Genomic DNA, 25,831 nt, shown 5'->3' with positions numbered 1-25,831 from the left:
ATCATGGTTCCTGAAACACTTACGGATACAGCCGCTGGTGAAGCTGCAGCAGTTCACGGCGGTGATCATCACCAGCCACGTGGCATCTTGCGCTGGCTGCTGACGACCAATCATAAAGAGATCGGTACGCTTTACATGCTTCTTTCGCTGCTGATGTTTTTTGTCGGTGGCACGATGGCTTTGATTGTACGGGCCGAACTGTTTCAACCGGGCATGACTTTCGTGGTGCCTGAATTCTTCAACCAGATGACCACCATGCATGGTCTGATCATGGTCTTTGGGGCCATCATGCCGGCTTTTGTCGGGCTGGCCAACTGGTTGATTCCGGTACAGATAGGGGCGCCGGATATGGCGCTGCCGAGGTTGAATAACTTCAGCTTCTGGCTGTTGCCGGTGGCCTTCACGATTCTTTTGTCGACGCTGTTTATGGAAGGCGGTGGTCCCAACTTTGGCTGGACTTTCTATGCCCCTTTGTCGACCACCTACGCACCGCCCTCAACCAGCTTCTTTATTCTGGCCATGCATTTGGCGGGGATCAGTTCCATCCTGGGGGCCATCAACATCATTGCCACCATCCTGAATTTGCGCACGCCCAAGATGCGCCTGATGGATATGCCGCTGTTTGTCTGGACCTGGCTGATTACGGCTTTCCTGCTGATTGCAGTGATGCCGGTGCTGGCCGGGGTGATCACCATGATGTTACTGGACATTAACTTCGGCACCAGTTTCTTTAATGCCGCCGGGGGTGGTGATCCGGTGCTCTTCCAGCATCTGTTCTGGTTCTTTGGGCACCCGGAAGTTTACATCATGATTCTGCCCGCTTTTGGCATTATCTCGGCGATAGTGCCGACCTTTGCCCGGAAGCGGCTGTTTGGCTATGCCTCCATGGTTTACGCCACGGCTTCCATTGCGCTCTTGTCCTTTGTGGTCTGGGCGCACCATATGTTCACCGTGGGTTTGCCGCTGACCGCCCAGCTTTTCTTCATGTATTCCACCATGCTGATCGCAGTGCCCACCGGGGTGAAGGTGTTCAACTGGATAGCAACTCTTTTCCGTGGCTCCATTACTTTTGATTTGCCAATGCTGTTTGCCCTGGCTTTCATCGTGCAGTTCACCATTGGTGGCTTGTCCGGGGTGATGCTGGCGATAGCTCCGGCGGATTTTCAGTATCACGACACCTACTTTGTGGTCGCTCACTTTCACTATGTGCTGGTGCCCGGTGCGGTGTTTGCCATCCTGGCGGCGGCCTATTACTGGTTGCCCAAGTGGACCGGTGTTTACCCCAACGTGAAACTGGGCCAGGCCCACTTCTGGTTGTCGGTGATTGGGGTCAACCTGACCTTCTTCCCCATGCACTTCTCCGGCTTGGCCGGGATGCCGCGGCGGATACCCGATTATGCGCTGCAGTTTGCCGACTTCAATATGCTCTCCTCCATTGGTGGTTTTTTATTCGGTATCTCGCAATTGCTGTTTGTGGCCGTGGTGATTCTGTGTATCCGCAGAAAAGGTGAAAAAGCACCGCCCCAGGCCTGGGAAGGTGCGGAAGGTCTGGAATGGCAATTGCCCAGCCCGGCGCCTCTGCACACTTTTGATACGCCGCCGGAATTTATTCCCGAACGGGATTCACCTTCGCGTCACTAAAAACCAGGAGTCCGGGTGATGAATTCACAGCAACAACAGACCAACCAGAACGTGGCACGCACCGTCAGAAGAACCCTTGTGGCCCTGCTGCTGATGGTGGGTTTCACCCTGGCCCTGATTCCCTTGTATGACGTTTTCTGTGAAGTGACCGGCCTGAATGGCAAAACAGCCGATACCGCGCAGGTTGTCGGTGGCCAGTCGGTGGATACTTCACGCAGGATTGAAGTGCAGTTTGTAACCCGCACCAGTCCCGGTCTTCCCTGGCAGCTGGAAGCCGAAAAGAAAACAATCTGGGTGCATCCCGGTGAAGTGACCCAGGCGCGTTTTACCTTCAGCAATACCGGCACGGAAAGAAACTCGGGGCGGGCTGTTCCCAGTATCAGCCCTTCCGAGGGAGCCAGACATTTTCGCAAGATGGAGTGTTTCTGCTTTCAGGAGCAATGGCTGGAGGCCGGTGAACAATCAGAAATGCCCCTGGTTTTTCAGGTGGACCCAGATCTGCCCCAGGGCGTGAACAAACTGACCCTGGCCTACACCCTTTATCCTCAGGGTCAGGTCATTGGAGGCGCTTTATGAGTACAAGTAGCTACTATGTTCCGGCAACCAGCAAATGGCCGATTATTGCTGTTGTCTTCCTGGGCTTCCTGGCTGTGGGAGGTGGCCTGCTGATGACTTCGGGCAGCGGGGTTCTTCCTCTGTTGATCGGCTTTGCAGGGATCTTCTGGGTGATGTACGGCTGGTTTTCGGATGTCCTCAAGGAATCTCAGGCGGGCCTTTATGATGCCCAGATGGATCGCTCTTTCCGGCAGGGCATGGCTTGGTTTATTTTTTCCGAAGTCATGTTTTTTGCGGCTTTTTTCGGTGCGCTTTTTTATATACGCACTTTTGCCCTGCCCTGGCTGGATGGCGAAGGCGCTAAGGGGGTTACAGCCCTGCTATGGCCTGACTTTATTGCCAGCTGGCCACTGATGGCTACACCGGATCCAGCCGTAGGTGGCCCGGAAAAAGTAGTCAACCCCTGGACGCTGCCTTTGATCAACACTCTGCTGCTGGTGACTTCCAGTATTACCCTGACCTTTGCTCATCATGCCCTGAAAGAGCAACAACGCCAGAAATTGACGCTTTGGATGCTGGTGACTCTGGTGTTGGGTGGCATTTTTCTGGTGATTCAGGGCGTGGAGTATGTACATGCCTGGACAGAGCTGGGCCTGACCCTTCAGGCGGGGGTTTACGGGGCGACCTTCTTTTTACTGACCGGCTTTCATGGTCTGCACGTAACCATCGGTTTGATCATTTTGCTGATCATGCTGTTTCGGATACTGAAGGGGCATTTCACCCCGGACCAGCATTTTGCCTTTGAAGCGGCGGCCTGGTACTGGCATTTCGTGGATGTGGTGTGGATCGGGCTGTTTTTGTTTGTTTATGTCTTCTAGCTGCCCAGCAGCCCCTGGCTGAAACCGTAAACCAGCAGGATCATGAGTAAAGCGGTCAGAAAGACACGAGTTTTCAGAGAAGTCAGCAGGCGGGTGGAATTGCTTTGATCCCGGATTAAAAAGCCGGCACCTGCCGCCAGGCTGACCAGGATGCCAAGAAAAACAACAGCAATCAGGAGTTTAAACATGTCCGGCTCCAGTGGGTTGACTCAGGGAAAGGCTTCTAGCAGTTCAGGACAAAGCCGCCCGGGCGTCAAGTTAAAAAAGGTCATGTTTTATTGGTGGGGCTTCTGGCTGTTTCTAGTGGTACTGGGTTTGCTGCTGGCGAACTGGCAGTGGCAAAGAGCAGGAGAGAAACAGGCGTTGCAAAAAGACCTGCAGGAAGCTGCCGTGTTGGAAAACCCCGGCGAGGCTCCACCAGCCTGGGCACAGGTTGAATTGACCGGGAGATTTTTGGGTGAAAGGACGCTGTGGTTGGATAACCGGATTCTGGAGGGGCGCGTGGGAGTGGCAGCCCTGACGCCACTGGTGACGGCCAATGATCGTTGGTGGCTGGTGGAACGAGGCTTTGTGGCCACCTCGGCGGATCGCAGCCGGTTACCCAGGATCAGCACCCCAGAAGAGGAAGTGGTGATTCAGGGGCGCTGGCAGCGGCTGGAAGGCCAGGGCAGCCTGGTTTATGGAGCCAATCGCGAAGGTGAACGCTTGCAGTCGATCAGTCTGGAACCCTGGCAGGACTTGGAGGGCCGGGTTTTTGCCGGGGTGGTGCATCAGCAGGCCGGTGAAGGTCAGCTGCAGCCCTGGTGGACACCCAACCAGATGCCACCGGAAAGGCATCTTGGCTATGCTGTGCAATGGTTGTTGCTGGCAGGCCTGGCTTTGACGATGGCTGTAATAGGACAAAAACGTTGGCTTGGAGAAAACAAGAATGAGTAATCGGATCAAGCTACTGCTATTGATGCTGTTGATGGCGGCTCCCGTGATGGCTTCCTGGGGAATGCATTTTTTTCAAGTGGGTATCCCCGAAGAGCGCACCGCCAGGGGGGATCTCCTGCCGGATCTGCCGCCCCTGCAGGAATGGCCCCTGGCCTGGCAGGCAGACGGCCACTGGTGGCTGGTGATGGCGGCCACCCCGGATTGTGGCAAACCCTGTTCCGAGCAAGCCGATAAACTCTGGCGCATTCACCGTGCGTTGGGGCGTGAAGCGGACAGGGTGTATCGATTAAGAGCCGGTGGTGAGGATGCCTTGCCCGGTGAAGAGGCTCAGGCCTGGCAGGCTACACCGCCCTGGACAATGTCCGTGGGGGATACCTGGATTGTTGATCCGCAAGGCAAGGTGGTTTTGGCCTATGACGCAGATGCTCCCCCTGAAGATGTGCATCGCGATCTGATGCGTTTGCTCAGAGTCAATCAGGAATAAGGAAAGCAAGCATGATGGAAGCCTCAAAAAATGCCCGTCGTATTAGGCTGGCGGCGAATCTTGCCGGTTTCGGGGTTTTGTTTACCCTGCTGGTGGTGCTGGTCGGTGCCGGCACCCGCCTGGTGGATGCCGGTCTGGGTTGCCCGGACTGGCCCGGTTGCTACGGAACCCTGGTGGTGCCGGATGGGGACCGGGCTGCCGCTTTTGCCCCGGATGCCCCTCTGGATAGCTTCAAGGCCTGGGTGGAGATGGTACATCGTTACCTGGCGACTGCTCTGGGCCTGATGGCCTTGATTCTGGCCTGGGTGGCTTTCAAGTCAAGAAAAACCCCCGGCTATCCGGTGGGCTTGAGTTTTTTGCTTCTGTTTGCCGTCTGTGTCCAGGGTGCTTTTGGTGCCTGGACAGTGACCCTGAAGCTTTGGCCCCAGGTGGTCACTTTGCATCTGCTGGGCGGTTTTACGGTGCTGGCGCTTTTTTTCTGGCTGCAGAGGCGCTTGCAGGCGTGCGCTCGAGGTGAACAGGAGGCACGAAGGCCTCCCCTTCTTTGGTGGCTGGTTCTGCTGTTACTGGCAGGCCAGGTTGCTCTGGGGGGCTGGACTTCCAGCAATTATGCCGGTCTGGCCTGTGGAGGTTTTCCAACCTGTAATCAGCAGTGGTGGTCCGAGCAGTTGGATTTCACCGAAGGCTTTCATGTCACCCAGGAAGTGGGCCCCAACTATCTGCACGGGCAACTGCATGCTCCGGCCCGAACAGCTATTCACTGGACGCATCGGGTGGGGGCACTGGCCCTGGGAGTGGGCTTGGTGTTCTTGTTTTTCCTGTATCTGCGACAACAGCGGGCAAAGCCCTGGCTGCAATTGCTGCTGGTGAGCTATGGAGTCCAGGCGGGCCTGGGTGTGGCCACAGTGATCTGGCTATTGCCCCTGACCCTGGCGATCCTGCATACAGCCGGAGCCGCCCTGCTTTTACTGACCTTACTCATGACTGGCTGGCAACTGGGTTTCAGCGGTTTAAAAGTACCCAAGGTAACACTGACGGAGGTGGACAATGCGCAATTCCAATGAGGCTGGACTAGAAGGCTGGGGGTTGCCGGCCTGGCAGGACTACTGGGAGCTGGGCAAGCCCCGCGTGGTGTTGGTGATGCTTGTGTGTGCGCTGGTGGGCATGGCTCTGGCCGTTCCCACTCTGCCGCCTCTGGATAAGGCTGTACTCGGCTTGCTGGGAATCGGCATGGCGGCCATGGGGGCTGCTGCCTTCAATCATCTTCTGGATCGGCGGCTGGATCGACTGATGCTGCGTACTTCCAGCCGCCCTGTTGCTGAAGGTCGCCTGGGTGGCTTGCAGGCAGCCGCGTATGCCAGTGTGATGTCCATTGCGGGCATCACTCTCCTGTGGGTTGAGGTGAACCCCCTGACGGCCTGGCTGACCCTGGCTTCCTTGCTGGGTTATGCGCTGGTCTACACCGGCTTTTTGAAAAGAGTGACTCCCCAGAATATCACTATTGGCGGTCTGGCCGGTGCTGCGCCCCCCTTGCTGGGCTGGACAGCGATAACCGGCCAGGTGCACCCCAATGCCCTCCTGCTGGTGTTGATTATTTTTGCCTGGACACCCCCGCACTTCTGGGCGTTGGCCATTTATAAACGGGAAGAATACGCCAAGGCCGGGGTGCCCATGCTTCCGGTCACCCATGGTGAAGACTTCGCGCGCCTGCAGGTTTGGCTCTACACCTGGCTGACCGTGGCTGTGACGCTTTTGCCCTTTGTCACCGGAATGAGCGGCTGGATCTATCTGGCCGGGATACTGGTCTTGAACCTGCGCTTTCTGTATTGGAACTGGAAGGTCTGGAAAGGCCAGGATTTGGCAACTCCACTGGCCTCCTTCTGGTTTTCGATTCGCTATATCTTGTTGTTGTTTCTGTTTCTGCTGGTGGATCACTACGCCAGCTTGATGTTCTGACAAGTCAGGCGATGCTCGCTGCTGTCTTGTTAACCCTGGGAGAACAGGCGCCTGCTTTCAATGCAGCCGGGTTGTTCCTTCCCATCTGATGCAGGGATGCCGGTAAAACTGGAGGTATCCTATGTTTATTCAACACATGTGGGGGGTTTTCTATAACCCCGAAAAAGAGTGGTCAAAAGTAAAGTACGACAAGTATTCGGTGTTGCAGTATTACACCCGTGACTTGATCTGGATGTGTGCCCTGGCACCCATTGCACTTTTCTTTGGTACCACACAGATAGGCTGGAGTATCGGTCTGGGCGAATATGTGAAGCTCACTGCAGCCAGTGCAGCTCCCATTGCTCTGGCCTTTTATGTTGCTCTGCTGGTTGGCACTGGTGTTATGGCCCGAGTCATCCACTGGATGGAGAAGACCTATGGCTCTGACGCCAGCATAGAGCGCTGCATGGCTCTGACCACCTATACGGCAACGCCGCTGTTGTTGGCCGGGCTGGCGGGCTTCTGGCCGCATATCTGGTTTGTGGTTGCAGTCGGTCTGGTGGCTCTCAGCTACACCATCTACCTTTTGTACACGGGTGTACCCAAAATCATGGATATTCCCGAAGAACAGGGCTTCATGTTTGCAACCTCCATCCTGACCGTCGGGCTGGTGGTGCTGGTGGGGATGATGGCGGCCAGTGTGCTACTCTGGGGAACCGGTCTGGCACCTGCCTACGTTCGCTAATCCAGACGGGTTCAAAATGACAAGCAGGCCGTGTGCCTGCTTTTTTTGTGAATATGCTATCATTCAGCTTATTTACTCTTCAGGGCAATGAATCAGCATACCATGACCAGTGTTTATGATCAGTTGTTGGTGCGCGAGCACCTCGCCAAAGCTACACCAGCAGGCACCCTTTCCGAGGCCGATGAGCAGCGCCTTAAAGAGCGTGTCAAACAGTTGCTGGTAGAGCAGCAGGCCGTGATAGTTGCGCACTACTACACCAGCCCGGTTATTCAGGCCCTGGCGGAGGAAACCGGCGGATTCATCGGTGATTCTCTGGAAATGGCCCGCTTTGGTGCCCGTCATCCGGCCAAAACCCTGGTTGTGGCCGGGGTTCGTTTCATGGGGGAAACGGCAAAAATCCTGTCCCCGGAAAAGCGGGTTCTGATGCCCACTCTGGAAGCCACCTGTTCTCTGGATCTGGGTTGCCCACCGGATGAATTTGCTGCTTTTTGTGATCAGCACCCCGACCACACCGTGGTGGTTTATGCCAACACCTCGGCTGCAGTCAAGGCCAGGGCGGACTGGGTGGTGACCTCCAGTATTGCCCAGCAGGTCGTCAAGCATTTGCACGACCAGGGTGAGAAAATTCTCTGGGCTCCCGACAAGCACCTGGGCGATTACATTAGCCGAACCACAGGGGCCGAAATGCTGCTTTGGGATGGGGCCTGCATTGTCCATGAAGAATTCAAGGCCAAGGGCATTCTGGATCTGAAAAAAGTCCACCCTACGGCGGCGGTTCTGGCACACCCGGAATCACCGGCCAGTGTGGTCGAAGTGGCTGATGTGGTGGGTTCAACCAGTCAGTTGCTCAAATCGGCTGGGGAGCTGCCCAATGAGACCTTTATTGTGGCCACGGATCGGGGCATTTTTTACAAGATGCAGCAGGAAAACCCCGACAAGCATTTTCTGGAAGCACCAACTGCGGGTGAAGGGGCAACCTGCCGCAGTTGTGCCCATTGCCCCTGGATGGCCATGAACAGCCTGGAACGCATGATTGCCTCGCTGGAGTCGGGATCGGATGAGATTCAGGTGTCACCAGAGCTGATTGACAAGGCCCTGGTGCCTTTGACCCGCATGCTTAATTTTCCGAAGGACTCGTCAGCTGCTTGACCTCATCTTCAGGGTGTAAGGCCCTGGGCCAGGCATTGATGATGGCTTTCAAAAGGGTGGCCAGGGGGATCGCAAAAAAGATTCCCCAGAACCCCCAGAGGCCACCAAAGAACAGCACCGCCAGAATAATGGAAACCGGATGCAGATTGACGGCCTCGGAGAACATCAGTGGTACCAGCACATTGCCATCCAGAGCCTGAATGATCCCGTAAACAGCCAGAACCCAGGCCAGCTCACTGCTGATACCAAACTGAAAGAGGGCAATCAGGGCAATCGGCAGGGTGACCACAGCGGCACCGATATAGGGAACCAGCACCGACAAGCCGACTAGCAGGGCCAGCAGCTCGGCATAGTTGAGCCCCAACCAGGCAAAAGCAATCCAGGTTACGACCCCGACAATCAGTATTTCCAGTGCCTTGCCGCGTATGTAGTTGGCAATCTGGATATCCATTTCATGCCAGATGCGGGTCATCAAAGCGCGTTTTTGCGGCATCATTGAGGTAATAAAGCCCGTCAGCTGGCGACGATCCTTGAGCAGAAAGAAAACCAGAATGGGAACCAGAATAAGATAAACCAGCCAGGCGATCAGGCTGGGAATGCTGGACAGGGAAAGACTGACCAACAGATGGCCCAGTTGGCGTATCTCGCCGATGGCATCATTGATCAAAGAATTGGCCTGCTGCTGGGAAATCAGTTGCGGGTAGTTTTCATGCAGTTGATCCAGCCAGACCTGCACCATACGCAGCATTTCCGGAAACTCACGGGTCAGGCTGACCAGCTGGTTCCAGATCAGCGGGAAGAGCCAGAACAGTAAAGCCAGCAACCCCCCCACAAACAAACTGAAGGCCAGAATCACGGCCAGCAACTGGGGAAGCCGGTGTTTTTCCAGTTGGGTGACAATGCCCTGCAGCAGGTAGGCAAACACAACCGCCGTCAGAAAAGGGGCCAGCATGGCCCCGAAGAAAAACAGGGCGACAAAAAAGGCGGTCAGTAACAAAGCAAAGATGACCGCCTCTTCATCCGAAAAATAACGGTGAATCCAGCCGACAAAAACATCCCTGAAAGACATTCTAATTACCCCTCAAGATCACAAAGTGGTATTCATCACCTTGTTGTTTCCGGGAAACCAGCTCATGGCTGCTGAGATCGGCATAACTGGCAAAATCATCCCAGGAGCCGGGATCACTGGCCCAGACCAGCAATTGCTGCCCCGGCTGCATGCTGTTGAGGCGCTGTTTGGCTTTCAATAGAGGCAATGGACAGTGCAACCCTCTGGCATCCAGATGCTGGTCAAAATGTTGAGTTGCGCTATCATCACCTGCACTGGTTGGGGAATCCATTTTCTTTTGCCTTGTCTGAATTGAAAAGATATAAGCCGATTATTGTTGCCACAGGAAAATCTATGCTGCTTCGGGCCGTTAAGCACTATTTTACTTTGTCTTTGTTCCTGGCTGCCAGCCTGAGTATACCAGCCCCGGCCCAGGACTTGCCGACTTTAGGTTATGGCAGCAGCTATGATGTCAGTCTGCATCAGGAACGCCACCTGGGGCAGGGCTGGCTGCGTCAGTTTCGTGCCCAGAGCCGGATCTATTATGACCCTCTGGTGCAGAATTATACGGAAGGACTGGTGCAGCGTCTGGCCGCTTATAACTCCGATCTGGAGCAGCCCGAACTGGATGTTCTGGTTGTCGATCAGCGCCAGTTGAATGCTTTTGCCGTACCCGGTGGGATTATTGGTGTCCACACGGGTCTGTTTACCTTTGCAACCCATGAGGATGAATTTGCCTCGGTCATGGCGCATGAGCTGGCGCACATCAGCCAGCGCCATTTTGCCCGCCGGGTGGAAGCCGCCAGTGGTGCGCAATGGTCCACCATGGCCGGGCTTCTCGCCGGTATTCTGGTGGCCAGCCAGGGGCATGCTGACGCTGGCATTGCTGCTATTGCTGGCACCCAGGCTGCAGCCATTCAGAATCAGCTGTCCTGGAGCCGCATTTATGAGCAGGAGGCGGATCGTATGGGCATGGAAACCCTGGCAGCCGCTGGCTATTCACCGGAAGCCATGCCTGCCATGTTCCAGAAGATGCAAAGAATTGCCAGCTTGAGTGGCCGCCCGCCCGAATTTTTAATGACCCACCCCCTGACCCAAAGCCGGATTGCAGATGCCTGGTCACGATCTGACCAGCTGAAGTCCAGAAGTGAAAGGATCAAGGATCGTGACTATGAATTGATCCGCGCACGCATCATTTTTCATCAGGAGGCCGAGGGCGAAGATGCCCAGCGCCTTTTTTTGCAGCAAGACCCCAGTGAAGCCGGTCGGGTTTATGCCCAGGTCTTACGGGATAAACAGGCTGGTCGACTCCAGGAGGCCATCAGCAGCCTGCAACAACTGGCCGATGACCACCCGGAGTGGCTGGCTGTGCAGTACCTGCTGGCCGAACTTCTGGTGGATGCTGAAGATTGGGATGCCGCCCAGCAGCGGCTGGATGACCTGCTGGCTTTCACCCCCGGTTATTACCCGGCACGCTATCTGCTGGCCGATCACTATGCCAAGCAGCAAAAGTGGTCACAGGCCCGTCAGGAGTTCCGGCGTTTGAGCCGTGATCGCCCCAGAGATGCCCAGATCTGGTTCCAACTGGCCGAAGCGGCAGGCAAGTCAGACCGCCCGGTTGAGCTTCATCAGGCCAGGGCGGAATATTTTCAGTTAACCGGCCGCTTTCGGCAGGCATTCAGCCAGCTGGAGCTGGCAAGTGAGAAAGCCAGGGAAGCGGACCAACCCTGGCAGCTTCGCGAAGTCATCCGGGAAAGGCGCAGACAACTGGAAGAAATGCAGAGCCTGATGGATATCTAGGCAGTCTTTTGATCCAGCGCCTGAACGGCTTCCAATACTTCCTGCACATGACCCGGCACCTTGACCTTGCGCCACTCCTGAGCCAGTTTGCCGTCTTCATCAATCAGGAAGGTACTGCGCTCTATCCCGTAGTGTTCCTTGCCGTACATTTTTTTCAGCTTGATAACATCAAACAGCTGGCAGAGAGTCTCGTCCTTGTCACTGATCAGCTCGAAAGGAAAACCCTGCTTGGTCTTGAAGTTTTCATGGCTGCGCAGGCCATCCCGGGAAACACCGAAAATCTCGGTGTTGGCCGCCTGGAATTCCTTGTAAAGGTCTCGAAAATCACCCCCTTCCGTGGTACAGCCGGGCGTACTGTCTTTGGGGTAAAAATAGATGACCACCTTTTTGCCCTGCAGCCGGGACAGCTGTACCTCCTGATTGCTGGTGGCCTGGGCGGTAAAATCGGGGACAAGATCGCCGGGATGGAAGCTCATGGTCAGACTCCGTGTAAGCAGTTGAACAAATCAATGCAAACTATAGCACAGCAACAAAGGTTGCCCGGAAGACAAAAAAAAGCACTAACTTGCATCGCAATGCTTGAGCCTGAGCCGTCGAAAGGCAACAATACACAATTGGCTATGCACTAACCTGTTTTTTTTTGGAGACGCAGCATGATTAAAGGCAGCATGGTTGCCCTGGTAACCCCTATGACCCTGACCGGAGAGGTTGATTGGGAGGCGCTGGATCGCCTGATTGATTTTCATTTGGACAACGCAACGGACGGTATTGTTGCTGCGGGCACCACTGGCGAGCCTTCTACGCTATCTTTTGCTGAACACTTCGATGTCATCCGTCGGGTGGTTGAGCGCGTCGAAGGCCGTATTCCCGTCATCGCTGGCACGGGCGCCAATGCCACGGCGGAAGCCATCGAGCTGACTCGCTATGCCAGTAAAGTCGGTGCCGACTACTGCCTGTCCGCGACTCCCTACTACAACAAGCCGACCCAGGAAGGGCTTTATCAGCACTATAAAGCCATTGCCGAAGCCAGTGAGCTGCCCATCATTCTTTACAATGTGCCCGGTCGCACTGCCGTCGACATGCACAATGAAACCGTGCTGCGTCTGGCTGAAGTGGATAAGATCGTTGCTCTGAAAGATGCCACCGGTGACCTGGAGCGGGCCAAGTTTCTGGTTGACAGCTTCCGCGGCACAGACTTCAAACTCTTTTCCGGGGATGATGCCACTGCCTGTGACTTTATTCTCATGGGGGGGCAGGGGGACATTTCCGTCACGGCCAATGTGGCCCCGCGTCAGATGCACGATATGTGCGCTGCTGCCCTGGCGGGTAATGAAAGCCTGGCTCACCAGATCAACACGCGGCTGTTGCCTTTGCATACCGGCCTGTTTGTGGAATCCAACCCGATACCTGCGAAATGGGCTCTTTATGAAATGGGCCTGATAGAGCGGGGTATCCGTTTGCCTCTGACGCCCTTGTCGGAAAAATACCGCACCACCATCCATGAAGCCCTGGAATTGGCTGGAGTACTCAATTAATGAAATTCATGCAAACCTACGCGCTTGTAGCTTTGCTGACTGTGCTGGTCATAAGCGGGTGCAGCAACAGCGCCTACCGTGATCGATCGGATGACTACCCCAAAGCACGGGAGGTTGAGCATGAGTTGCCAGACGACTATCGGCACCGCGATGCCATGCCGATTCCGGAAACCCAAAGAACCGGGCAGGCCCGTGATGGAGAGGTTCCCCGACCTGAACCCTTGAGGGTAGCCGCTTCTGATACTCCGCTGGTTGAACAGCGCACTGATGAAGAGGCCGCCTGGTTGCTGGTGCAGCGCAGTCCTGCCGAAGTCTGGCCAGCATTGCAGGCTTTTGCCGAACAGCAGGATATGCCGGTGACGGGTAGTTACCCGCGTCGTGGTGAGATCACCTGGCAGGAGGACGCAGCCAGCGGCCTGGCCGCCCAGAAAATAACCCTGCGCCAGGGTGTGCGCCGTGGCACTGCGGAAGTGCGCCTGCGTTCTTTTGAAGAAAACACGGAACGGCTGGCATTCAGTGACTATGACCGAACCCGTTTGATGGCACTGAAGCAATTCCTGCTGGCCACTCTGGAGGAAGGCGACCAAAGGGTTTCCCAACAGGCCCAATCTCTGCATAGCCGTGAACAGGTGCGCCTGGTGGATCGTGATGACCGGCAGGTGCTGGTGTTTCGTCTGGAGTTTGAGCGTGCCTGGAGTGAATTGACGCGTCTTCTGGAAGATGAGTTTGATGAAAAAGTGCAGGAATTGAAGGATGTGGATCGCAGTGAAGGTCGTATTTACCTGCGTTATGTTCCCCAGGATGAGCGTCGCCAGGGTTTCTTTGCCCGGCTTTTCGGTCGCGGCCCTTCTGAAGATGCCCACCACTATCAGCTGCATCTGGTTGAATACAACAACGAACTGGACTTGACCCTGCAAAGCGAACCGGGCGAACCCGCTCCCGAAGAGATTGAAAGGGAGCTGCTGAGCTGGTTGGAGCGGCAGTTGCGTTGATTTCAGGCCGTATCAGCTTTACTTCTTTGGGAAGCGGTAGCAAGGGCAATGCAACCCTGGTTCGTGCGGGTAAGACCCTGATCCTGATCGATTGTGGTTTTACTCTCAAGGAGGTCACCCGACGCCTGCAGCAGCAGGCAGTCGACCCCCGTGATTTGACGGCTGTTCTGGTGACCCATGAGCATGGTGATCACATTGGGGGCGTTGGTGCCCTCTGTCGGCGTTACAACCTGCCGCTGTTTACCACGCCGGGCACGCGCCTGTCCGGTCGGCTGGGTCTGCTGCCCGATTGGCGCAAAATTGATCCTGAACACCCCTTTGCCGTAGGTGACCTGGAGGTCTGGCCGGTGACAGTGCCTCACGATGCGCGTGAGCCGGTGCAGTTTATTCTTGGCAATGGGGCCAGCCGCCTGGGAGTGCTCACCGACCTGGGTTGTATCACGCCGCATGTGATACGCCACTATCGGCGCTGTCAGGGTCTCATTCTGGAAGCCAACCATGATCCTGACCTGCTGGCTCAGGGGCCTTACCCGCCTTCACTGAAAAGACGGGTTGCCGGTGATTATGGACATCTGAGTAACCAGCAGGCAGCAGAGCTACTGTTGCAACTGGATCAGAAACAACTGCAGCACCTGGTTGCCTCGCATTTGAGTGAACAGAACAACTGCCCCGATCTGGCTCGGCAAACCCTGGCCACCAGCCTGAATTGCACTCCGGACTGGGTGGCCCTGGCAGAACAGGAGTCCGGGCTGGGTTGGCGGCAACTGGACTGACCCAAAGAAAACCCTGCGTGACTTTTTATACCAGCCTGCTATCCTTGTCAGCAATTTCCAATCCTGGTTTTTTACCTCTGAATACCCTCCCGGAGACATAAGTGGAAAAGCGTGCAGAACTCTATTCAGGCAAGGCCAAATCGGTTTTCAAAACAGATGATGATGATCTTCTGATCCTGGAATTTCGTGATGATACCAGCGCCTTTGATGGCAAAAAGAAAGAGCAGCTGGATCGCAAGGGCAAGGTCAATAACATCTTCAATGCCTTCATCATGGAAAAACTCAAAGAAGCCGGTATTCCCACGCACTTTGAAAAGCGTTTGAATGACCGTGAAAGCCTGGTGAAGTGCATGCAAATGCTGCCGGTTGAGTGTGTGGTGCGCAATATCAGTGCCGGCAGTCTTTGCCGTCGTCTGGGCGTGGAAGAAGGGCAAACACTAAACCCACCCACCTATGAGCTGTTTTTGAAAAATGATGCTCAGGGTGATCCCATGATCAATGAATCCCTGGCGGTGACTTTTGGCTGGGCAACAGAAGACCAGCTGGCAGCCATGCAAAAACTGACCTACAAGGTGAATGGTGTGCTGCAAAGGTTGTTTGCCGATGCGGGGCTGTTACTGGTGGACTACAAGCTGGAATTCGGTATCTTCCACGGCGAAATCACTCTGGGTGATGAATTCTCACCCGATGGCTGCCGCCTCTGGGATGCTGAAACTCGAGAAAAACTGGATAAAGACCGCTTCCGTCAGGGACTGGGTGGTGTGGTTGAAGCCTATGAAGAAGTTGGACGCAGGCTGGGCATTGAGTTTGATTAAACAACCTGATGAATAAAGATTAGAGTCAAATAGACAGCGAGAAGCTGCTGATCGGGACGCGTAAATACATCCCTGTAAGCTCTGGCTGCAACTTCCTGTTGCAGACAGCCCGATCAAACAGCTTCCTCTGTCCTGACTAGAACGCCCGAGTAACAGCTTCCACACCTGACTTTGCCGCAAGCCTTCCTATTCTGATCAATCTGCTTCCAGTTCCAGCACTTCAATAACATCCTGTTTGCCTTCCCGGCGATAAGTGAATTTCACGTTCAGCCCTGCCAGGTGTACGCCATAGATTCTGTCACTGGCGGCGCGCTGGTAGGCGGGGCGCGGGTCCTGGGCGAGCACTTCGCTGATGAGGTTTTCCAGGCGCTGGCTTTCAGGCTGCTCTGTCAGTTGCTGTCTGGCCAGGTGGGTGAAGGCCACGGGTAGAAGTTCAGGTGGCTCGGGTGCCCAGCCTGCCTTGGCTTGGGGAAGGCTTTCCACCCAGGGCAGGTAGGGTTTGATGTCCACCACCGGGGTGCCTTCAATCAGATCAATGCCGGATAAATGCAGGCAAACTCCTTTTTCGGTCTCCACCTTTTCCAATTTCACCACGGACAGCCCCAGTCCATTGGGGCGAAAGGGGGAGCGGGTGGCAAAAACGCCGGTCTTCTCATTGCCACCCAGCCGGGGAGGGCGAACACGCGGTTTCCATCCTTTTTCCAGATTTTCGTGAAAGACAAAAGTCAGCCACAGATGACTGTAGGCTTCCAGCCCCTCCACTGCCTCAGGTTGGTTGTAGGGCGGCAGCAACTCCAGAGTGGCAAAAGCCGAAGGGGCCAACCCCGGCTGGCGCGGCACGGCAAACTTCTCCTGATAGCAGGAATGGATGATTCCCAGAGTGTCGAGCTGGAAACTCATGCGTTATCCCGCAGGGAAATCACCGGCCAGCCTTGTTGTTCTGCATAGGTTTGCAGTTCCTGGTCGGGGTCAACGGCAACCGGGTGGTCCACTTTTTTCAGCAGCGGCAGGTCGTTGTGGGAGTCGCTGTAGAAGTGGCTGTTTTCCAGGCTCATCCGGTGCTGGTTCAACCATTCATTCAGGCAGGTGATTTTGCCTTCCCGAAAGCTGGGGGTGCCGACGATTTCACCCGTGTAGCGTCCTTCCCTGAATTCAGGTTCCACGGCAATCAACTCCTTGACGCCCAGCAGGTCGGCAATGGGCTGGGTGATAAAGCGATTGGTGGCGGTGATAATCACCAGTTGATCGCCCTTTTGCTGATGTTCGGCCAGCAGCTTTCTGCCCTTCTCCAGAATCAGTGGAGCAATATGATCTGTAATGAACTCCTCCCGCCAGGCATGCAGGTCATGGGTTGGGTAGCGGGTGAGTGGCCGCAGTGAGAAACTCAGATATTCATGAATATCCAGGCTGCCTTCCTGGTAGGCTGCAAAGTAGCGATCATTGGCTTCCTTGTATTCTTTGGCATCCACCAGCCCCCTGGCCACAAGAAATTCCCCCCAGGCATGGTCACTGTCACCGGCAATCAGGGTATTATCAAGGTCAAACAGGGCTAAACTCATTCGAGGCTCCAGAATCTACTGAGGAATTAAGGTTTTTTTGCATTTTACCTCAGGGATAAATTGAATACTTTTCAATCTTTGTGGAACAATAGGTTTAAAACTTTTTTTGAGGGCGCAGCGTGATAGATGAGGATGGGTATCGCCCTAATGTTGGTATAATCATAACGAATCAGGTAGGCCAGTTGCTTTGGGCCAGGCGTTATGGTCAGGAGGCCTGGCAGTTTCCCCAGGGTGGCATCAAGTACCGGGAAACCCCTGAACAGGCTTTATACCGTGAATTGAAAGAAGAAATTGGTCTTGGGCCAGACCAGGTCGAGCTTCTGGGCTCCACCCGAGGCTGGCTGCGTTATCGCTTGCCGAAACGTATGATCAGGCGCCATAGCCGCCCTTTGTGCATTGGTCAGAAACAGAAATGGTTTTTACTGCGCATTCGTTGTGATGATTCGCAAATCTGTTTTGACTGCTGTGCCAAACCGGAATTCGATAGCTGGAGTTGGGTCAGCTATTGGTATCCACTGGGTCAGGTGGTGGCTTTCAAACAGGATGTTTATCGCCGTGCTTTACTGGAGCTTGCACCCCGCGTGCATCGGATGCTGCGGGAAAACTGAAGAATCATTCCCGTCGTGAAGACGAGGACCCCTGGGGGAGCTATGCTGGACGTTTTGCGAAAAATTGTGCAGGAAGTAAGCAGTGCGCGGGATCTGAACACCGCCCTGTCCATTATCGTGCGCCGCGTTCGCAAAGCGATGAATACCGACGTCTGTTCGGTTTACCTGCTCGACAGTAAGCAGGGCCGCTATGTGCTGATGAACACCCTGGGTTTGAACACGGCAGCCATCGGACACGCCAGTCTGGCCCCTTCTGAAGGTCTGGTGGGCTATGTCGGGCAACGTGAAGAACCCTTGAACCTGGATGACGCCCCCTCACACTCCCGCTATCGCTACCTGCCGGAAACAGGCGAAGAACGTTATCACAGCTTCCTGGGGGTGCCGATCATTCATCAGCGCCATGCGCTGGGTGTTCTGGTTGTTCAGCAGAAGGTTAAACGCAAGTTTGATGAAGGTGAAGAAGCCTTTCTGGTCACGATTGCAGCCCAGTTGGCTGCGGTTCTGGCCCATGCCCAGGCCAGTGGCAGTCTGCGAATCAGCCCGGCAGGACAACGCGAAATGGCTTTCTTTACCGGCCTGCCCGCAGCGCCGGGGGTGACGATCGGTCAGGCCGTTGTGATCATGCCACCGGCCGATCTGGATAGTGTGCCGGTGCGTGACTGTGCATCCATCCCCGAAGAAAAAGAATTTTTCCGTGCGGCCCTTAAAGCGGTACGTGATGATATCCGTTCGGTGGGCCAGAAATTGGCCAACCGGGTCAGTGCCCAGGAGCAGGCGCTGTTTGATGCCTATCTGCAGATGCTGGATGAAGAATCCCTGGGTGCCGAGGTTTTTCGCAAGATTGAAGACGGCCACTGGGCTCAGGGTGCCCTGGCCTATGTGGTCAAGCGCCATGTTAAATATCTGGAAAAAGTGGAAGACTCCTATCTGCGTGAAAGGGCGGCCGACATTCGTGACATGGGCCGCAGGGTGCTTTCTTATCTGCAGGCCGGTGGCGAAATCATTCGCGAATATCCTGACAACACCTTGCTGGTGGGTGAGGAGTTATCCCCGGCTTTGCTGGGCGAGGTGCCCAAGGAAAAACTGGCTGGCCTGATTTCCGTCAAGGGTTCAAGCAACTCGCATCTGGCGATCCTGGCCAGAGCCATGGGCATTCCCACTGTCATGGGTCTGACCGACTTGCCTTATGCCCAACTGGATGGCCAGCAACTGATTCTGGATGGTTATCGCGGGCAGGTGGTGACCAACCCGGATGACAAGCTGCGCCGTCAGTACGAACTCTTTATTGAAGAAGAAAAAGCCCTGACCGAAGCCCTGGAAGCCGAGGCCGGGTTGCCCTGTATCACTCAGGATGGGCATCAATTGCCCCTGATGCTGAACACCGGTCTGGCGGCCGATCATGCCCGCGCTCTGGCTTATGGGGCTGAAGGGGTTGGCCTTTATCGCACGGAAGTGCAGTTCATGATGGCCGAGCGTTTTCCCAGTGAACAGGAGCAGGTTGCACTTTATCATCAGCAGCTGTCCGCTTTTGCCCCGCGTGAAGTCACCATGCGGACTCTGGATATCGGGGGTGATAAGCCCCTGCCCTATTTTCCCATTATTGAAGACAACCCCTGCCTGGGCTGGCGGGGCATTCGCTTCAGTCTGGATCATCCCGAGGTTTTTCTCAGTCAGGTTCGGGCCATGCTGAGGGCCAGTATTGGTCTGAACAATCTGCGTATTCTGCTGCCGATGATTTCTTCAGTCCGGGAGGTGGAAGAGGCCCGCGCCCTGATACGGCGTGCCTGGGTGGAAATCAAGCAGGGTGAAGGCCTGGCGGTGAAAAAACCGAAGGTGGGTGCCATGATTGAAGTACCTGCCGCTCTTTTTCAGATTCCGGCTCTGGCAGAGCGGGTGGATTATCTGTCCGTGGGCAGCAATGACCTGACCCAGTATCTTCTGGCCGTGGATCGGGACAACCCCAAGGTAGCGGGTCTGTACAGTGGTTATCATCCCGCAGTGCTGCAGGCCTTGACCAAGATTGCCAGAGACTCTCATGCGGCCCGTCTGCCCGTAAGTATCTGCGGTGAGCTGGCCGGTGACCCCGCCGGAGCCATACTCTTGCTGGGAATGGGCTATCAAAGCCTGTCCATGAACCTCGCCAGTCTGCCGCGTGTGAAAGCGGCGATTCGCCGGGTCAAGGTTTCCGAAGCCCGTGAACTACTGGAAAAGGTGCTGGGCTGTGCCAGTACGGATCAGGTGGTCGGGCATCTGGGCGTGTTCATGAATGATCTGGGCCTGGGCTGGCTGGCTGGCCCCAAAACCCAGTCTCCCAATTAATCGCCTTTGGCCAGGTGTTTTTGTCGGCTGAACTGATCCAGATTATAGCTGTCTTCGCGCCATTGCAGGCGGCCATGGGCATCAGTCCAGGCCGTCCAGTACATCAGATAAACCGCAACCCTGGGGCGAACCTGCAGGTAGCGCTCTTCCCCTTCCTCATAAATGGCTTCAACCCGATCCGGTGTCCAAGTCTGGCTTTTGGCTAGAAGCGCTGCGACCAGCTTTTCTGAATCTTCAACCCGCACACAGCCGGAGCTGATGTCACGTTCTTCCAGTTTGAATTTCTCGCGGTAGGGAGTGTCATGCAAGTAAATGGCCTGCTGGTTGGAAAGACGGAACTTGGCGCGTCCCAGTTGGTTGTAACGGCCTGCCTTTTGGACGATTCGATAGGAAGGGTTGTCTTCGGTGAAAGCATCTTCCGGCAGTTCATCCAGGCTGACATAGCGGGTTGGCGTATGCCAGCCGTCAACCAGGGCATAATCCCGTGAAGCCAGGTATTCCGGGTTGTTGCGTGCTTTGGGAAAGATTTTTTGTTGGGCGATGCTGGAGGGCACATTCCAGACCGGGTTGAGCACCAGGGAGGTGAGCCACTGATTCATGATGGGCGTGCGTTGGCCATCACGGCCGGTAATCACCCGCATATCCAGCTTGACTTCCCCCTGTTCGACAAACTGCAAGCGCTGATCGGCCAGGTTGATCATCAGGTGTCGCTCATTGCGCTGGCGCGGTAAATGATGCAGGCGACGCAGGTTATGCGCCAGTCGGCGCATCCTTTCCTGGGGGTGGACATTGAGCTGCTGTCGGGTTTGCGCAGTCACCTGACCTGTGGCGGTTAACTGGTGACGTTGCTGGAAGCGCTGGACAGCAGCCTCCAGGCGTTCGTCATAACGGGGGTCGGAAATTTCCGCCCCGTCTTCGGGCAGCCAGGGTTGTGCCGAATTGAGATCGCCCAGGCGGGCCAGCTGAATGGCCAGTTGCGTGACGGCCTGGCCTTCATCACCTGGCCGCAGTTCTTTGTCCAGCTGTGGCCAGTGGCCTGCTTCGGCCGCTTCCTGTAGCTCCGAAAAAGCCTGACGCCAGGGCAGGTAAAGCTGGCTGTCCGGGCGGGTCTCCAGAAGCCTGTCCTGGGCCCAATGCCGGGGTTTGTGTTTCTGCAGCTGATTCAACCAGGCCGGAAAGACCTGTTCCAGGCTGGACTTGACCGCTTCATCCGGCCAGTCGTCCCAGCGCTCATAAGCATTGATGACGCCATGATCCTGAATTTCATCATAGCGGGTCCAGTAGCGTTTCAGCAGGTCATCCTGATAACGCAGAAAGTAGTCACTGATCACCAGATCGCGTGACTGGCGATGCCGGGAAGGCGCCTGGGACAGTGGCATTTGCAGAAGTCGGGCCAGTTCCTGGTAGGGCTTCAGGCGTTGATGTTCTTCCAGAGCCAGCCAGGGCTGCAAATCACTGAGAAGCTGCCGGGCTGCAGCATTGGGTTGCCCCTCTTCATCCAGCCAGAAAAAGCCAAACCCGGCCTGGCGGTAGAGCAGGCCCAGATAACGCGAGTGGGCCAGATCGGTTTGCGGGTGCAAATGGTCTTTGGTGTTGCTGACCCATTGTTCCAGAGTGGCATTGCTGGAGGGTACACGCGAAGCCGGAGCCGCGTCTTGTGGGGGAGAAATGCTGGCGCAGGCAGGCAGGGTGAGAAGCACAGAGAGCAACAGCAGGCAGCAGGCCAACGGCCTGCCTGACACGGGTTGCTTAGAGGCGCCACTGGAGCCTTTGCTCCTGAAGTAATTCAGCATGGGCATTAAAACTTCTTTCCCAAAGAGTCATGCGCTTGTTGGATTCGAGCCATAAAAGAGTTGAAGCGCGGGTTCCATAATCTTCTCCGCGAATAAATACCGGCGAAAGAAAGCGTTCCCAATCCAGGCCAATGCCAGTGTCCGGCAGCTGCTGGTCACTGGCAGGATTTTCGTCCGCCAGTTTAGCAAAAAGTTGCTGGGGTTGCGGCTTTTGTTGTGCCATCCAGGCTTTTACAGAGTGTCTGAGTTTTTCGGTTTTTGGCCAGGGCGTATCCAGAGCGGCATTGCTGAGCAGATAGGTACCCGGCTCCAGAAGTTGAGGTGCTTTTCCGGTCCGGTTGCTGAAATACCAAGCCTGGCGACAATCCCCCCAGAGCAGATTGTAACCGGCATAAAAATTCTGCTCTTTGGGAAGCTCCTCAAGAAGCTGCTGGAAGGGCAGCTCCGTGGCCTTGATCACCAGATCACCACGGGTTCTGGCTTCCGGGGGCGGTTGTCGCCCGCCCTCCCGAACATTGGTCAAGGCGGCCCAGCGGCCCTGGCGTGTGGCCAGAAGCCAGCTGCCACCCGCCTCCTGGTCGCGACCGCCGATTCTGTCCGGGTGTTCGGTCCAGAAATTGGCGGACTGAGTCGGGCGACGATGGAACTCATCCCGGTTGGTAGCCAGCAGCAAAGGACAGTCAGGAAGTTGTTGCCAGATTAATGCAAGTAGACACATAGGAGGACCCGGTAATTTTTCAGCTGTACTGGTATACTCAGCTTTTTTTACAGTTAGATTCAAGGGAAATCTCGTGCCTGCCCAGCATACGGCGTCCACAGATCTGAAAAACTGGTTGCACACCAGTCGTTGGCTGGGGTTGGTTCTGCCACTCAGCTTGTTGGTACTGGCTCTTTTTCTGGTTCTGGTCGTGCTGGTGAACCTCAGCAACCGTGCCGGCCAGGATACTTTCGAGCGTCAGGCAGAAGTCAGGGTGCTGGAAATGGCCAGCCTGCTGGCCGACCAGTTGGAACAGGATCTGACTGCCCTGCAAAGCCTGGGCGAGCTTTTGGCCAGCCAGACCCAACGCTCCCTTTCCCAGTCTCCTCCCCAGCAGAAAGAGTTGCTGGAAAGCATCCGCAAAAGCAGCCAGGGTGTGCTTTATTCGTCAGACCCGGATGCGGCGGCTCTGTATTTTTCCGCTCGCCAGGAGCGCAGTCTGGAAAAAGATCGGGAGCAACTGCTGCGCTTCAAGGAGCTGGGCCCGCTGCTGCAGGATATTTATGCCCGCCATGAACTGATTTCCCAGGTTTATATCAACACCCGAACCACAGAAACCCTGATCTATCCCTGGATTGATGTGGTGGAACAGTTTGCACATGATGTCGATGTACGAGAGTTCCCTTTCTACTATCTGGCCGATACCAGCCACAACCCCGAACATGAACCCGTCTGGATCGACACCTACCTGGATCCGGCGGGGAAGGGCTGGATGCTGTCCTTGAGTCTTCCGGTTGTTGTGGATGGAGAGGTTGTTGCGGTTGCCGGTCTGGATCTGACCCTGGATGCCCTGGTCAACCGGATCATGGATTTATCCCCACCCTGGAAGGGTTACACCCTGCTGATGGCTGCTGATGGCACCCTGCTGGCTTTCCCCCCGGAAAGTGAAGAGCACTGGGGAGTGACTCTGAGGCGGGCTCACAGCAGCGGCAATGAGGAAACCCTTAATCTGCTGCTGCGCCAGGATTTGCGCTCGCAACTGGACCCCTTGCGCCAGGATGCCTCCGGGTTGATCCCCCTGTCGCTCAGGGAAGAAGAGGTTTTGTTGAGCTGGTCAACCCTGGAAACCAATGGCTGGAAGCTGCTGCTGGTGGCCCCCAGGGAAGCCGTTTTTTCAGCTCGTCAGGAGCTGCTGGAAGACTATCATTTTTTGTTGTGGCTGGGCGCAGCCTGCCTGTTTCTGAGCAGTGTCTTTTTTGTCATTCTGAGCAGCCGCCGCGACCGCAAGATTCTCCAGCAGGTTAAGCAGGAAAGTCGCATGACAACACCGGCCCAGGTTGATCGTGAGGTGCTTCCGGTCGTGCCTGGAGACGACCTTCTGCAGCAAATCCCCGGCCCTTTGCTGGTTGCCCAGTTTGATGGCCATGAAAGGCTGGAGGCCTGTAATACCGCTTTTGAACAGTTTGCCAAGAGCACCCGCAGTGAACTCAAGGGTCAACTGCTGGCTCCTCTGCTGGGTCTGGAAAAGTTGCCCGCCGGGAATTGGATGGATGAGCTGGAGCTGAGCGATGATCAGCAGAAAATCAAAACCTGGTGGTTGACCCTTTCCCGTCACGATGATCACAGTGGCTTTGCTTTCCTCCTGGATCTGACCCGTTACAGCCTGACTCAACAACAGTTGCGCAGCGAACGCCAACGTGCGCGTCAGGCCGCCAAAATGAAAGCAGAATTTTCCCAGGTGGTGATCAGGGAGGCCAACAGCCTTCTGAGCGAACTCCACCAGGCCAGCCGTTTGATGGCCAATCTGGAAAAATCCCAGGATTGTCGCAAAAAGATTACTGCCGTGCAGCGCCTTCTGGATGATCTGCGTGACATGTCGGATGAGAGTGAATTGCTGGAAGAAAAAGAAGCCGAACAGCAAACTCTGAACCTGCAAAGCTGGATTGCCGAGTCAAGAGGTGCCGTGGATGCAGAGCTGGAACAGCAACAACGCAGTTTGCAGGTAGAGCTTGATGAAGACCTGCCGGCAGAAGTCATGGTGGATCGTCGCCGTATGACCCGTTTGTTGCGGCACCTGTTGCGTCAGACCTTGCAGCTGGCTTCGGAAGGCGATTTGCACTTGCAGCTGTCCTGGCTGTCACACAGCAGCAGCCTGGAGCTGGTACTGCGGGACGAGGGGGGCAGCCTGCCTGTTGAAGAACGCATCAAGCGTTTTCAGTCCTCAACACCTCTGGGCAGTAATTATGAGCCTGCAACCGGTGGGCTGGGAATGGGGCCGCTGCTGACCCGGCAACTGATCCAGGAGCTGAAAGGCAGTCTGGAAGCCAGCTCCAGGCCGGAAGGGGGGATGCAGCTGCGCCTGGAACTCCCGGTGACAGCGGTTGTTGAGCAGCAACCCCTGGCCCGGATTCTGGTGGTGGATGATGGCCCGGTCAACTCCATGCTGGCCTCCAGTGTTCTGGAAAAGTCCGGCTATCAGGTGGATGTGGCCAACAGCGGACGTCGGGCTCTGGAACTGGGGCGGAAACAGGATTACTCTCTGGTGCTGATGGATATCTTCATGCCGGATATGGATGGTCTGGAAACCACGCGCCGCTGGCGTCAGCTGCCCGGAAGAAATGCCGGGATACCCTTGATTGCGCTGACGGCCAACGCCCTGGAAAGTGACCGCAATTATTTTATCGCCGAGGGCATGGATGACTATCTGGCCAAGCCCTATCGACCGGCTGAGTTGCGCAGCCGGGTTGACTATTGGCTTAATAAAAATGAGGTTGGATTTTGACGTTATTGATTTACTTGTTGCTGGGTGCCGGAGCCGGGCTGCTGGCCGGGTTGTTTGGCATCGGTGGTGGTCTGGTTATCGTTCCGGTGCTGGTTTTGACTTTTACCGCGCTGGGTTTTCCTGCAGAGATTCTGGTGCATATGGCAGTGGGCACCTCTTTGGCGACCATAGTTCCGACCTCCATCAGTTCCACCTGGTCGCATCATCAGAAGGGGGGTGTCAGTTGGCCCTGGTTTCGCCTGATGGCACCCGGAATTCTGCTGGGTGCACTGCTGGGGGCCTGGACAGCCAGTCTCTTGAGTGGCCTGGCTCTGCAACAGATTATCGGGGTGTTTATTCTTGTGGTTGCCGCCAAGATGGCTCTGAACCTTAATCCCCGGCCGGGCAGTGCCGAGGTCAAGCCGCCGGTGATGGTCTTTGCCGGGGGTGTGATCGGTTGGGCTTCGGCGATTTTTGGCATTGGCGGGGGAACCTTGAGTGTGCCCTTTCTGACCTGGTGTAAGGCAGCGATGCACAAGGCGGTCGGCACCTCCGCTGCTTTGGGTTTGCCGATTGCCGTGTTTGGGGCGCTGGGGAATTTCTGGACGGGCTGGGGCAACCCCAACCTTCCCGAGGCTGCCTGGGGCTATGTGTATTGGCCGGCATTTTTGGGTATTGTGGTGACGAGTGTGCCCTTTGCCCGTCTGGGGGCAAAACTGGCTCACCATTTGCCGGAAAAACTTTTAAAGAAACTCTTTGCTTTGTTGCTGCTGTTGGTTGGTATTCGATTTTTGCTGGCGTAACCCTA

26 protein-coding genes are annotated in these 25,831 nt (G+C 55.7%); 18 read left to right on the top strand and 8 right to left on the bottom strand.

The window, feature by feature from the left end:
• The first annotated feature begins 3 nt into the window (after positions 1–3).
• From ctaD to LG323_RS08040, 3 genes are read left to right on the top strand one after another with little or no spacing between them, the layout of a single operon-like run.
• On the top strand, positions 4–1,641 hold the full coding sequence (gene ctaD / locus LG323_RS08050; protein WP_404414672.1) for a cytochrome c oxidase subunit I: 1,638 nt from the start codon (positions 4–6) through the stop codon (positions 1,639–1,641).
• An 18-nt stretch (positions 1,642–1,659) separates the two neighbouring features.
• Positions 1,660–2,217, top strand: coding sequence for a cytochrome c oxidase assembly protein (locus LG323_RS08045; protein WP_404414669.1), 558 nt, complete (start codon positions 1,660–1,662; stop codon positions 2,215–2,217).
• The gene (locus tag LG323_RS08040) at positions 2,214–3,074 is read left to right on the top strand and encodes a cytochrome c oxidase subunit 3 (protein ID WP_404414666.1); all 861 of its coding nucleotides are present in this window, start codon (positions 2,214–2,216) and stop codon (positions 3,072–3,074) included. Before LG323_RS08045 ends, LG323_RS08040 begins: the two co-directional genes overlap by 4 nt.
• Here the strand turns inward: LG323_RS08040 and LG323_RS08035 are convergent.
• Positions 3,071–3,262, bottom strand: a complete 192-nt coding sequence (locus LG323_RS08035; protein ID WP_404414663.1) for a DUF2909 domain-containing protein — start codon at positions 3,260–3,262, stop codon at positions 3,071–3,073. The genes LG323_RS08040 and LG323_RS08035 overlap by 4 nt on opposite strands.
• Between LG323_RS08035 and LG323_RS08030 the strand changes: the two genes are divergently transcribed.
• From LG323_RS08030 to nadA, 6 genes are all read left to right on the top strand, one after another.
• Positions 3,261–4,010 carry an SURF1 family protein gene (locus tag LG323_RS08030; protein WP_404414661.1) on the top strand — a complete coding sequence of 250 codons (750 nt, stop codon included), beginning with the start codon at positions 3,261–3,263 and terminating at the stop codon, positions 4,008–4,010. The two genes, LG323_RS08035 and LG323_RS08030, sit on opposite strands and share 2 nt — an antisense overlap.
• Entirely contained in the window at positions 4,003–4,494 is a 492-nt protein-coding gene (locus tag LG323_RS08025; RefSeq protein ID WP_404414658.1) for a hypothetical protein, read from the top strand. The genes LG323_RS08030 and LG323_RS08025 overlap by 8 nt, the downstream gene beginning before the upstream one ends.
• A gap of 11 nt (positions 4,495–4,505) precedes the next feature.
• Entirely contained in the window at positions 4,506–5,558 is a 1,053-nt protein-coding gene (locus LG323_RS08020; protein ID WP_404414656.1) for a heme A synthase, read from the top strand.
• Positions 5,542–6,450: a heme o synthase gene (gene cyoE / locus LG323_RS08015; protein WP_404414654.1), complete on the top strand. Its 909-nt coding sequence runs from the start codon at positions 5,542–5,544 to the stop codon at positions 6,448–6,450. Before LG323_RS08020 ends, cyoE begins: the two co-directional genes overlap by 17 nt.
• Before the next feature lie 121 nt (positions 6,451–6,571).
• Entirely contained in the window at positions 6,572–7,174 is a 603-nt protein-coding gene (locus LG323_RS08010; RefSeq protein ID WP_404414651.1) for a Yip1 family protein, read from the top strand.
• Positions 7,175–7,276: 102 nt separating this feature from the next.
• On the top strand, positions 7,277–8,323 hold the full coding sequence (gene nadA, locus LG323_RS08005) for a quinolinate synthase NadA (RefSeq protein ID WP_404414648.1): 1,047 nt from the start codon (positions 7,277–7,279) through the stop codon (positions 8,321–8,323).
• On the opposite strand, the gene LG323_RS08000 is transcribed toward nadA, so the two are convergent.
• Both LG323_RS08000 and LG323_RS07995 read right to left on the bottom strand, forming a co-directional pair.
• Positions 8,292–9,392: an AI-2E family transporter gene (locus LG323_RS08000; RefSeq protein ID WP_310695427.1), complete on the bottom strand. Its 1,101-nt coding sequence runs from the start codon at positions 9,390–9,392 to the stop codon at positions 8,292–8,294. The two genes, nadA and LG323_RS08000, sit on opposite strands and share 32 nt — an antisense overlap.
• A 1-nt stretch (position 9,393) precedes the next feature.
• On the bottom strand, positions 9,394–9,663 hold the full coding sequence (locus LG323_RS07995) for a sulfurtransferase TusA family protein (RefSeq protein WP_310695428.1): 270 nt from the start codon (positions 9,661–9,663) through the stop codon (positions 9,394–9,396).
• 62 nt (positions 9,664–9,725) lie between these two features.
• Between LG323_RS07995 and LG323_RS07990 the strand changes: the two genes are divergently transcribed.
• Positions 9,726–11,171, top strand: a complete 1,446-nt coding sequence (locus LG323_RS07990) for a M48 family metalloprotease (protein ID WP_404414644.1) — start codon at positions 9,726–9,728, stop codon at positions 11,169–11,171.
• Here LG323_RS07990 and LG323_RS07985 read toward each other — a convergent pair.
• Positions 11,168–11,647 carry a peroxiredoxin gene (locus LG323_RS07985; RefSeq protein ID WP_404414642.1) on the bottom strand — a complete coding sequence of 160 codons (480 nt, stop codon included), beginning with the start codon at positions 11,645–11,647 and terminating at the stop codon, positions 11,168–11,170. The two genes, LG323_RS07990 and LG323_RS07985, sit on opposite strands and share 4 nt — an antisense overlap.
• A 177-nt stretch (positions 11,648–11,824) precedes the next feature.
• Here LG323_RS07985 and dapA point away from each other — a divergent pair, with 177 nt between their 5' ends.
• The 4 genes from dapA to purC all read left to right on the top strand — a co-directional run bounded on the left by dapA (position 11,825) and on the right by purC (position 15,286).
• Complete coding sequence (dapA, locus tag LG323_RS07980; RefSeq protein WP_310695431.1) at positions 11,825–12,706, top strand: 4-hydroxy-tetrahydrodipicolinate synthase; 882 nt, start codon at positions 11,825–11,827, stop codon at positions 12,704–12,706.
• Positions 12,706–13,698 (top strand): outer membrane protein assembly factor BamC, encoded by a 993-nt coding sequence (gene bamC, locus LG323_RS07975; protein ID WP_310695432.1) that lies wholly within the window; start codon positions 12,706–12,708, stop codon positions 13,696–13,698. The genes dapA and bamC overlap by 1 nt, the downstream gene beginning before the upstream one ends.
• Positions 13,695–14,471, top strand: a complete 777-nt coding sequence (locus LG323_RS07970; protein WP_404414639.1) for an MBL fold metallo-hydrolase — start codon at positions 13,695–13,697, stop codon at positions 14,469–14,471. The genes bamC and LG323_RS07970 overlap by 4 nt, the downstream gene beginning before the upstream one ends.
• A 101-nt stretch (positions 14,472–14,572) precedes the next feature.
• On the top strand, positions 14,573–15,286 hold the full coding sequence (purC, locus tag LG323_RS07965; RefSeq protein ID WP_310695434.1) for a phosphoribosylaminoimidazolesuccinocarboxamide synthase: 714 nt from the start codon (positions 14,573–14,575) through the stop codon (positions 15,284–15,286).
• Between the two features lie 195 nt (positions 15,287–15,481).
• Here purC and tsaA read toward each other — a convergent pair whose 3' ends face one another.
• Together tsaA and LG323_RS07955 are read right to left on the bottom strand one after the other, a co-directional pair.
• Positions 15,482–16,186 (bottom strand): tRNA (N6-threonylcarbamoyladenosine(37)-N6)-methyltransferase TrmO, encoded by a 705-nt coding sequence (gene tsaA / locus LG323_RS07960; protein ID WP_404414636.1) that lies wholly within the window; start codon positions 16,184–16,186, stop codon positions 15,482–15,484.
• Positions 16,183–16,845, bottom strand: coding sequence for an HAD family hydrolase (locus LG323_RS07955; RefSeq protein ID WP_404414633.1), 663 nt, complete (start codon positions 16,843–16,845; stop codon positions 16,183–16,185). Before LG323_RS07955 ends, tsaA begins: the two co-directional genes overlap by 4 nt.
• A 119-nt stretch (positions 16,846–16,964) precedes the next feature.
• Between LG323_RS07955 and LG323_RS07950 the strand changes: the two genes are divergently transcribed.
• Positions 16,965–17,453 (top strand): RNA pyrophosphohydrolase, encoded by a 489-nt coding sequence (locus LG323_RS07950; RefSeq protein ID WP_310695439.1) that lies wholly within the window; start codon positions 16,965–16,967, stop codon positions 17,451–17,453.
• Between the two features lie 42 nt (positions 17,454–17,495).
• A complete protein-coding gene (gene ptsP / locus LG323_RS07945) occupies positions 17,496–19,772 on the top strand; it encodes a phosphoenolpyruvate--protein phosphotransferase (RefSeq protein ID WP_310695440.1) in 2,277 nt (758 codons plus the stop codon).
• On the opposite strand, the gene LG323_RS07940 is transcribed toward ptsP, so the two are convergent.
• Both LG323_RS07940 and LG323_RS07935 read right to left on the bottom strand, forming a co-directional pair.
• Complete coding sequence (locus LG323_RS07940; protein ID WP_404414629.1) at positions 19,769–21,514, bottom strand: L,D-transpeptidase family protein; 1,746 nt, start codon at positions 21,512–21,514, stop codon at positions 19,769–19,771. The two genes, ptsP and LG323_RS07940, sit on opposite strands and share 4 nt — an antisense overlap.
• 7 nt (positions 21,515–21,521) lie before the next feature.
• A complete protein-coding gene (locus LG323_RS07935; protein ID WP_404414626.1) occupies positions 21,522–22,283 on the bottom strand; it encodes an NRDE family protein in 762 nt (253 codons plus the stop codon).
• Positions 22,284–22,356: 73 nt separating this feature from the next.
• Here LG323_RS07935 and LG323_RS07930 point away from each other — a divergent pair, with 73 nt between their 5' ends.
• Positions 22,357–25,044 (top strand): response regulator, encoded by a 2,688-nt coding sequence (locus LG323_RS07930; protein WP_404414624.1) that lies wholly within the window; start codon positions 22,357–22,359, stop codon positions 25,042–25,044.
• Entirely contained in the window at positions 25,041–25,826 is a 786-nt protein-coding gene (locus tag LG323_RS07925) for a sulfite exporter TauE/SafE family protein (RefSeq protein ID WP_310695444.1), read from the top strand. Before LG323_RS07930 ends, LG323_RS07925 begins: the two co-directional genes overlap by 4 nt.
• Positions 25,827–25,831: the final 5 nt, after the last annotated feature.

The sequence above is a fragment of the Marinospirillum sp. genome (assembly GCF_044810985.1).
Taxonomy (GTDB): Bacteria; Pseudomonadota; Gammaproteobacteria; order Pseudomonadales; family Halomonadaceae; genus Marinospirillum.
Note: the sequence above shows the minus strand (reverse complement) of the source record. Positions and strands in the feature narration are given on the sequence as shown.

Coding starts and splice junctions, on each gene's coding strand:
- ctaD (WP_404414672.1), top strand. CDS start 4: ATGGTTCCTGAAACACTTACGGATACAGCCGCTGGTGAAGCTGCAGCA.
- LG323_RS08045 (WP_404414669.1), top strand. CDS start 1,660: ATGAATTCACAGCAACAACAGACCAACCAGAACGTGGCACGCACCGTC.
- LG323_RS08040 (WP_404414666.1), top strand. CDS start 2,214: ATGAGTACAAGTAGCTACTATGTTCCGGCAACCAGCAAATGGCCGATT.
- LG323_RS08030 (WP_404414661.1), top strand. CDS start 3,261: ATGTCCGGCTCCAGTGGGTTGACTCAGGGAAAGGCTTCTAGCAGTTCA.
- LG323_RS08035 (WP_404414663.1), bottom strand. CDS start 3,262: ATGTTTAAACTCCTGATTGCTGTTGTTTTTCTTGGCATCCTGGTCAGC.
- LG323_RS08025 (WP_404414658.1), top strand. CDS start 4,003: ATGAGTAATCGGATCAAGCTACTGCTATTGATGCTGTTGATGGCGGCT.
- LG323_RS08020 (WP_404414656.1), top strand. CDS start 4,506: ATGATGGAAGCCTCAAAAAATGCCCGTCGTATTAGGCTGGCGGCGAAT.
- cyoE (WP_404414654.1), top strand. CDS start 5,542: ATGCGCAATTCCAATGAGGCTGGACTAGAAGGCTGGGGGTTGCCGGCC.
- LG323_RS08010 (WP_404414651.1), top strand. CDS start 6,572: ATGTTTATTCAACACATGTGGGGGGTTTTCTATAACCCCGAAAAAGAG.
- nadA (WP_404414648.1), top strand. CDS start 7,277: ATGACCAGTGTTTATGATCAGTTGTTGGTGCGCGAGCACCTCGCCAAA.
- LG323_RS08000 (WP_310695427.1), bottom strand. CDS start 9,392: ATGTCTTTCAGGGATGTTTTTGTCGGCTGGATTCACCGTTATTTTTCG.
- LG323_RS07995 (WP_310695428.1), bottom strand. CDS start 9,663: ATGGATTCCCCAACCAGTGCAGGTGATGATAGCGCAACTCAACATTTT.
- LG323_RS07990 (WP_404414644.1), top strand. CDS start 9,726: ATGCTGCTTCGGGCCGTTAAGCACTATTTTACTTTGTCTTTGTTCCTG.
- LG323_RS07985 (WP_404414642.1), bottom strand. CDS start 11,647: ATGAGCTTCCATCCCGGCGATCTTGTCCCCGATTTTACCGCCCAGGCC.
- dapA (WP_310695431.1), top strand. CDS start 11,825: ATGATTAAAGGCAGCATGGTTGCCCTGGTAACCCCTATGACCCTGACC.
- bamC (WP_310695432.1), top strand. CDS start 12,706: ATGAAATTCATGCAAACCTACGCGCTTGTAGCTTTGCTGACTGTGCTG.
- tsaA (WP_404414636.1), bottom strand. CDS start 16,186: ATGAGTTTCCAGCTCGACACTCTGGGAATCATCCATTCCTGCTATCAG.
- LG323_RS07955 (WP_404414633.1), bottom strand. CDS start 16,845: ATGAGTTTAGCCCTGTTTGACCTTGATAATACCCTGATTGCCGGTGAC.
- ptsP (WP_310695440.1), top strand. CDS start 17,496: ATGCTGGACGTTTTGCGAAAAATTGTGCAGGAAGTAAGCAGTGCGCGG.
- LG323_RS07935 (WP_404414626.1), bottom strand. CDS start 22,283: ATGTGTCTACTTGCATTAATCTGGCAACAACTTCCTGACTGTCCTTTG.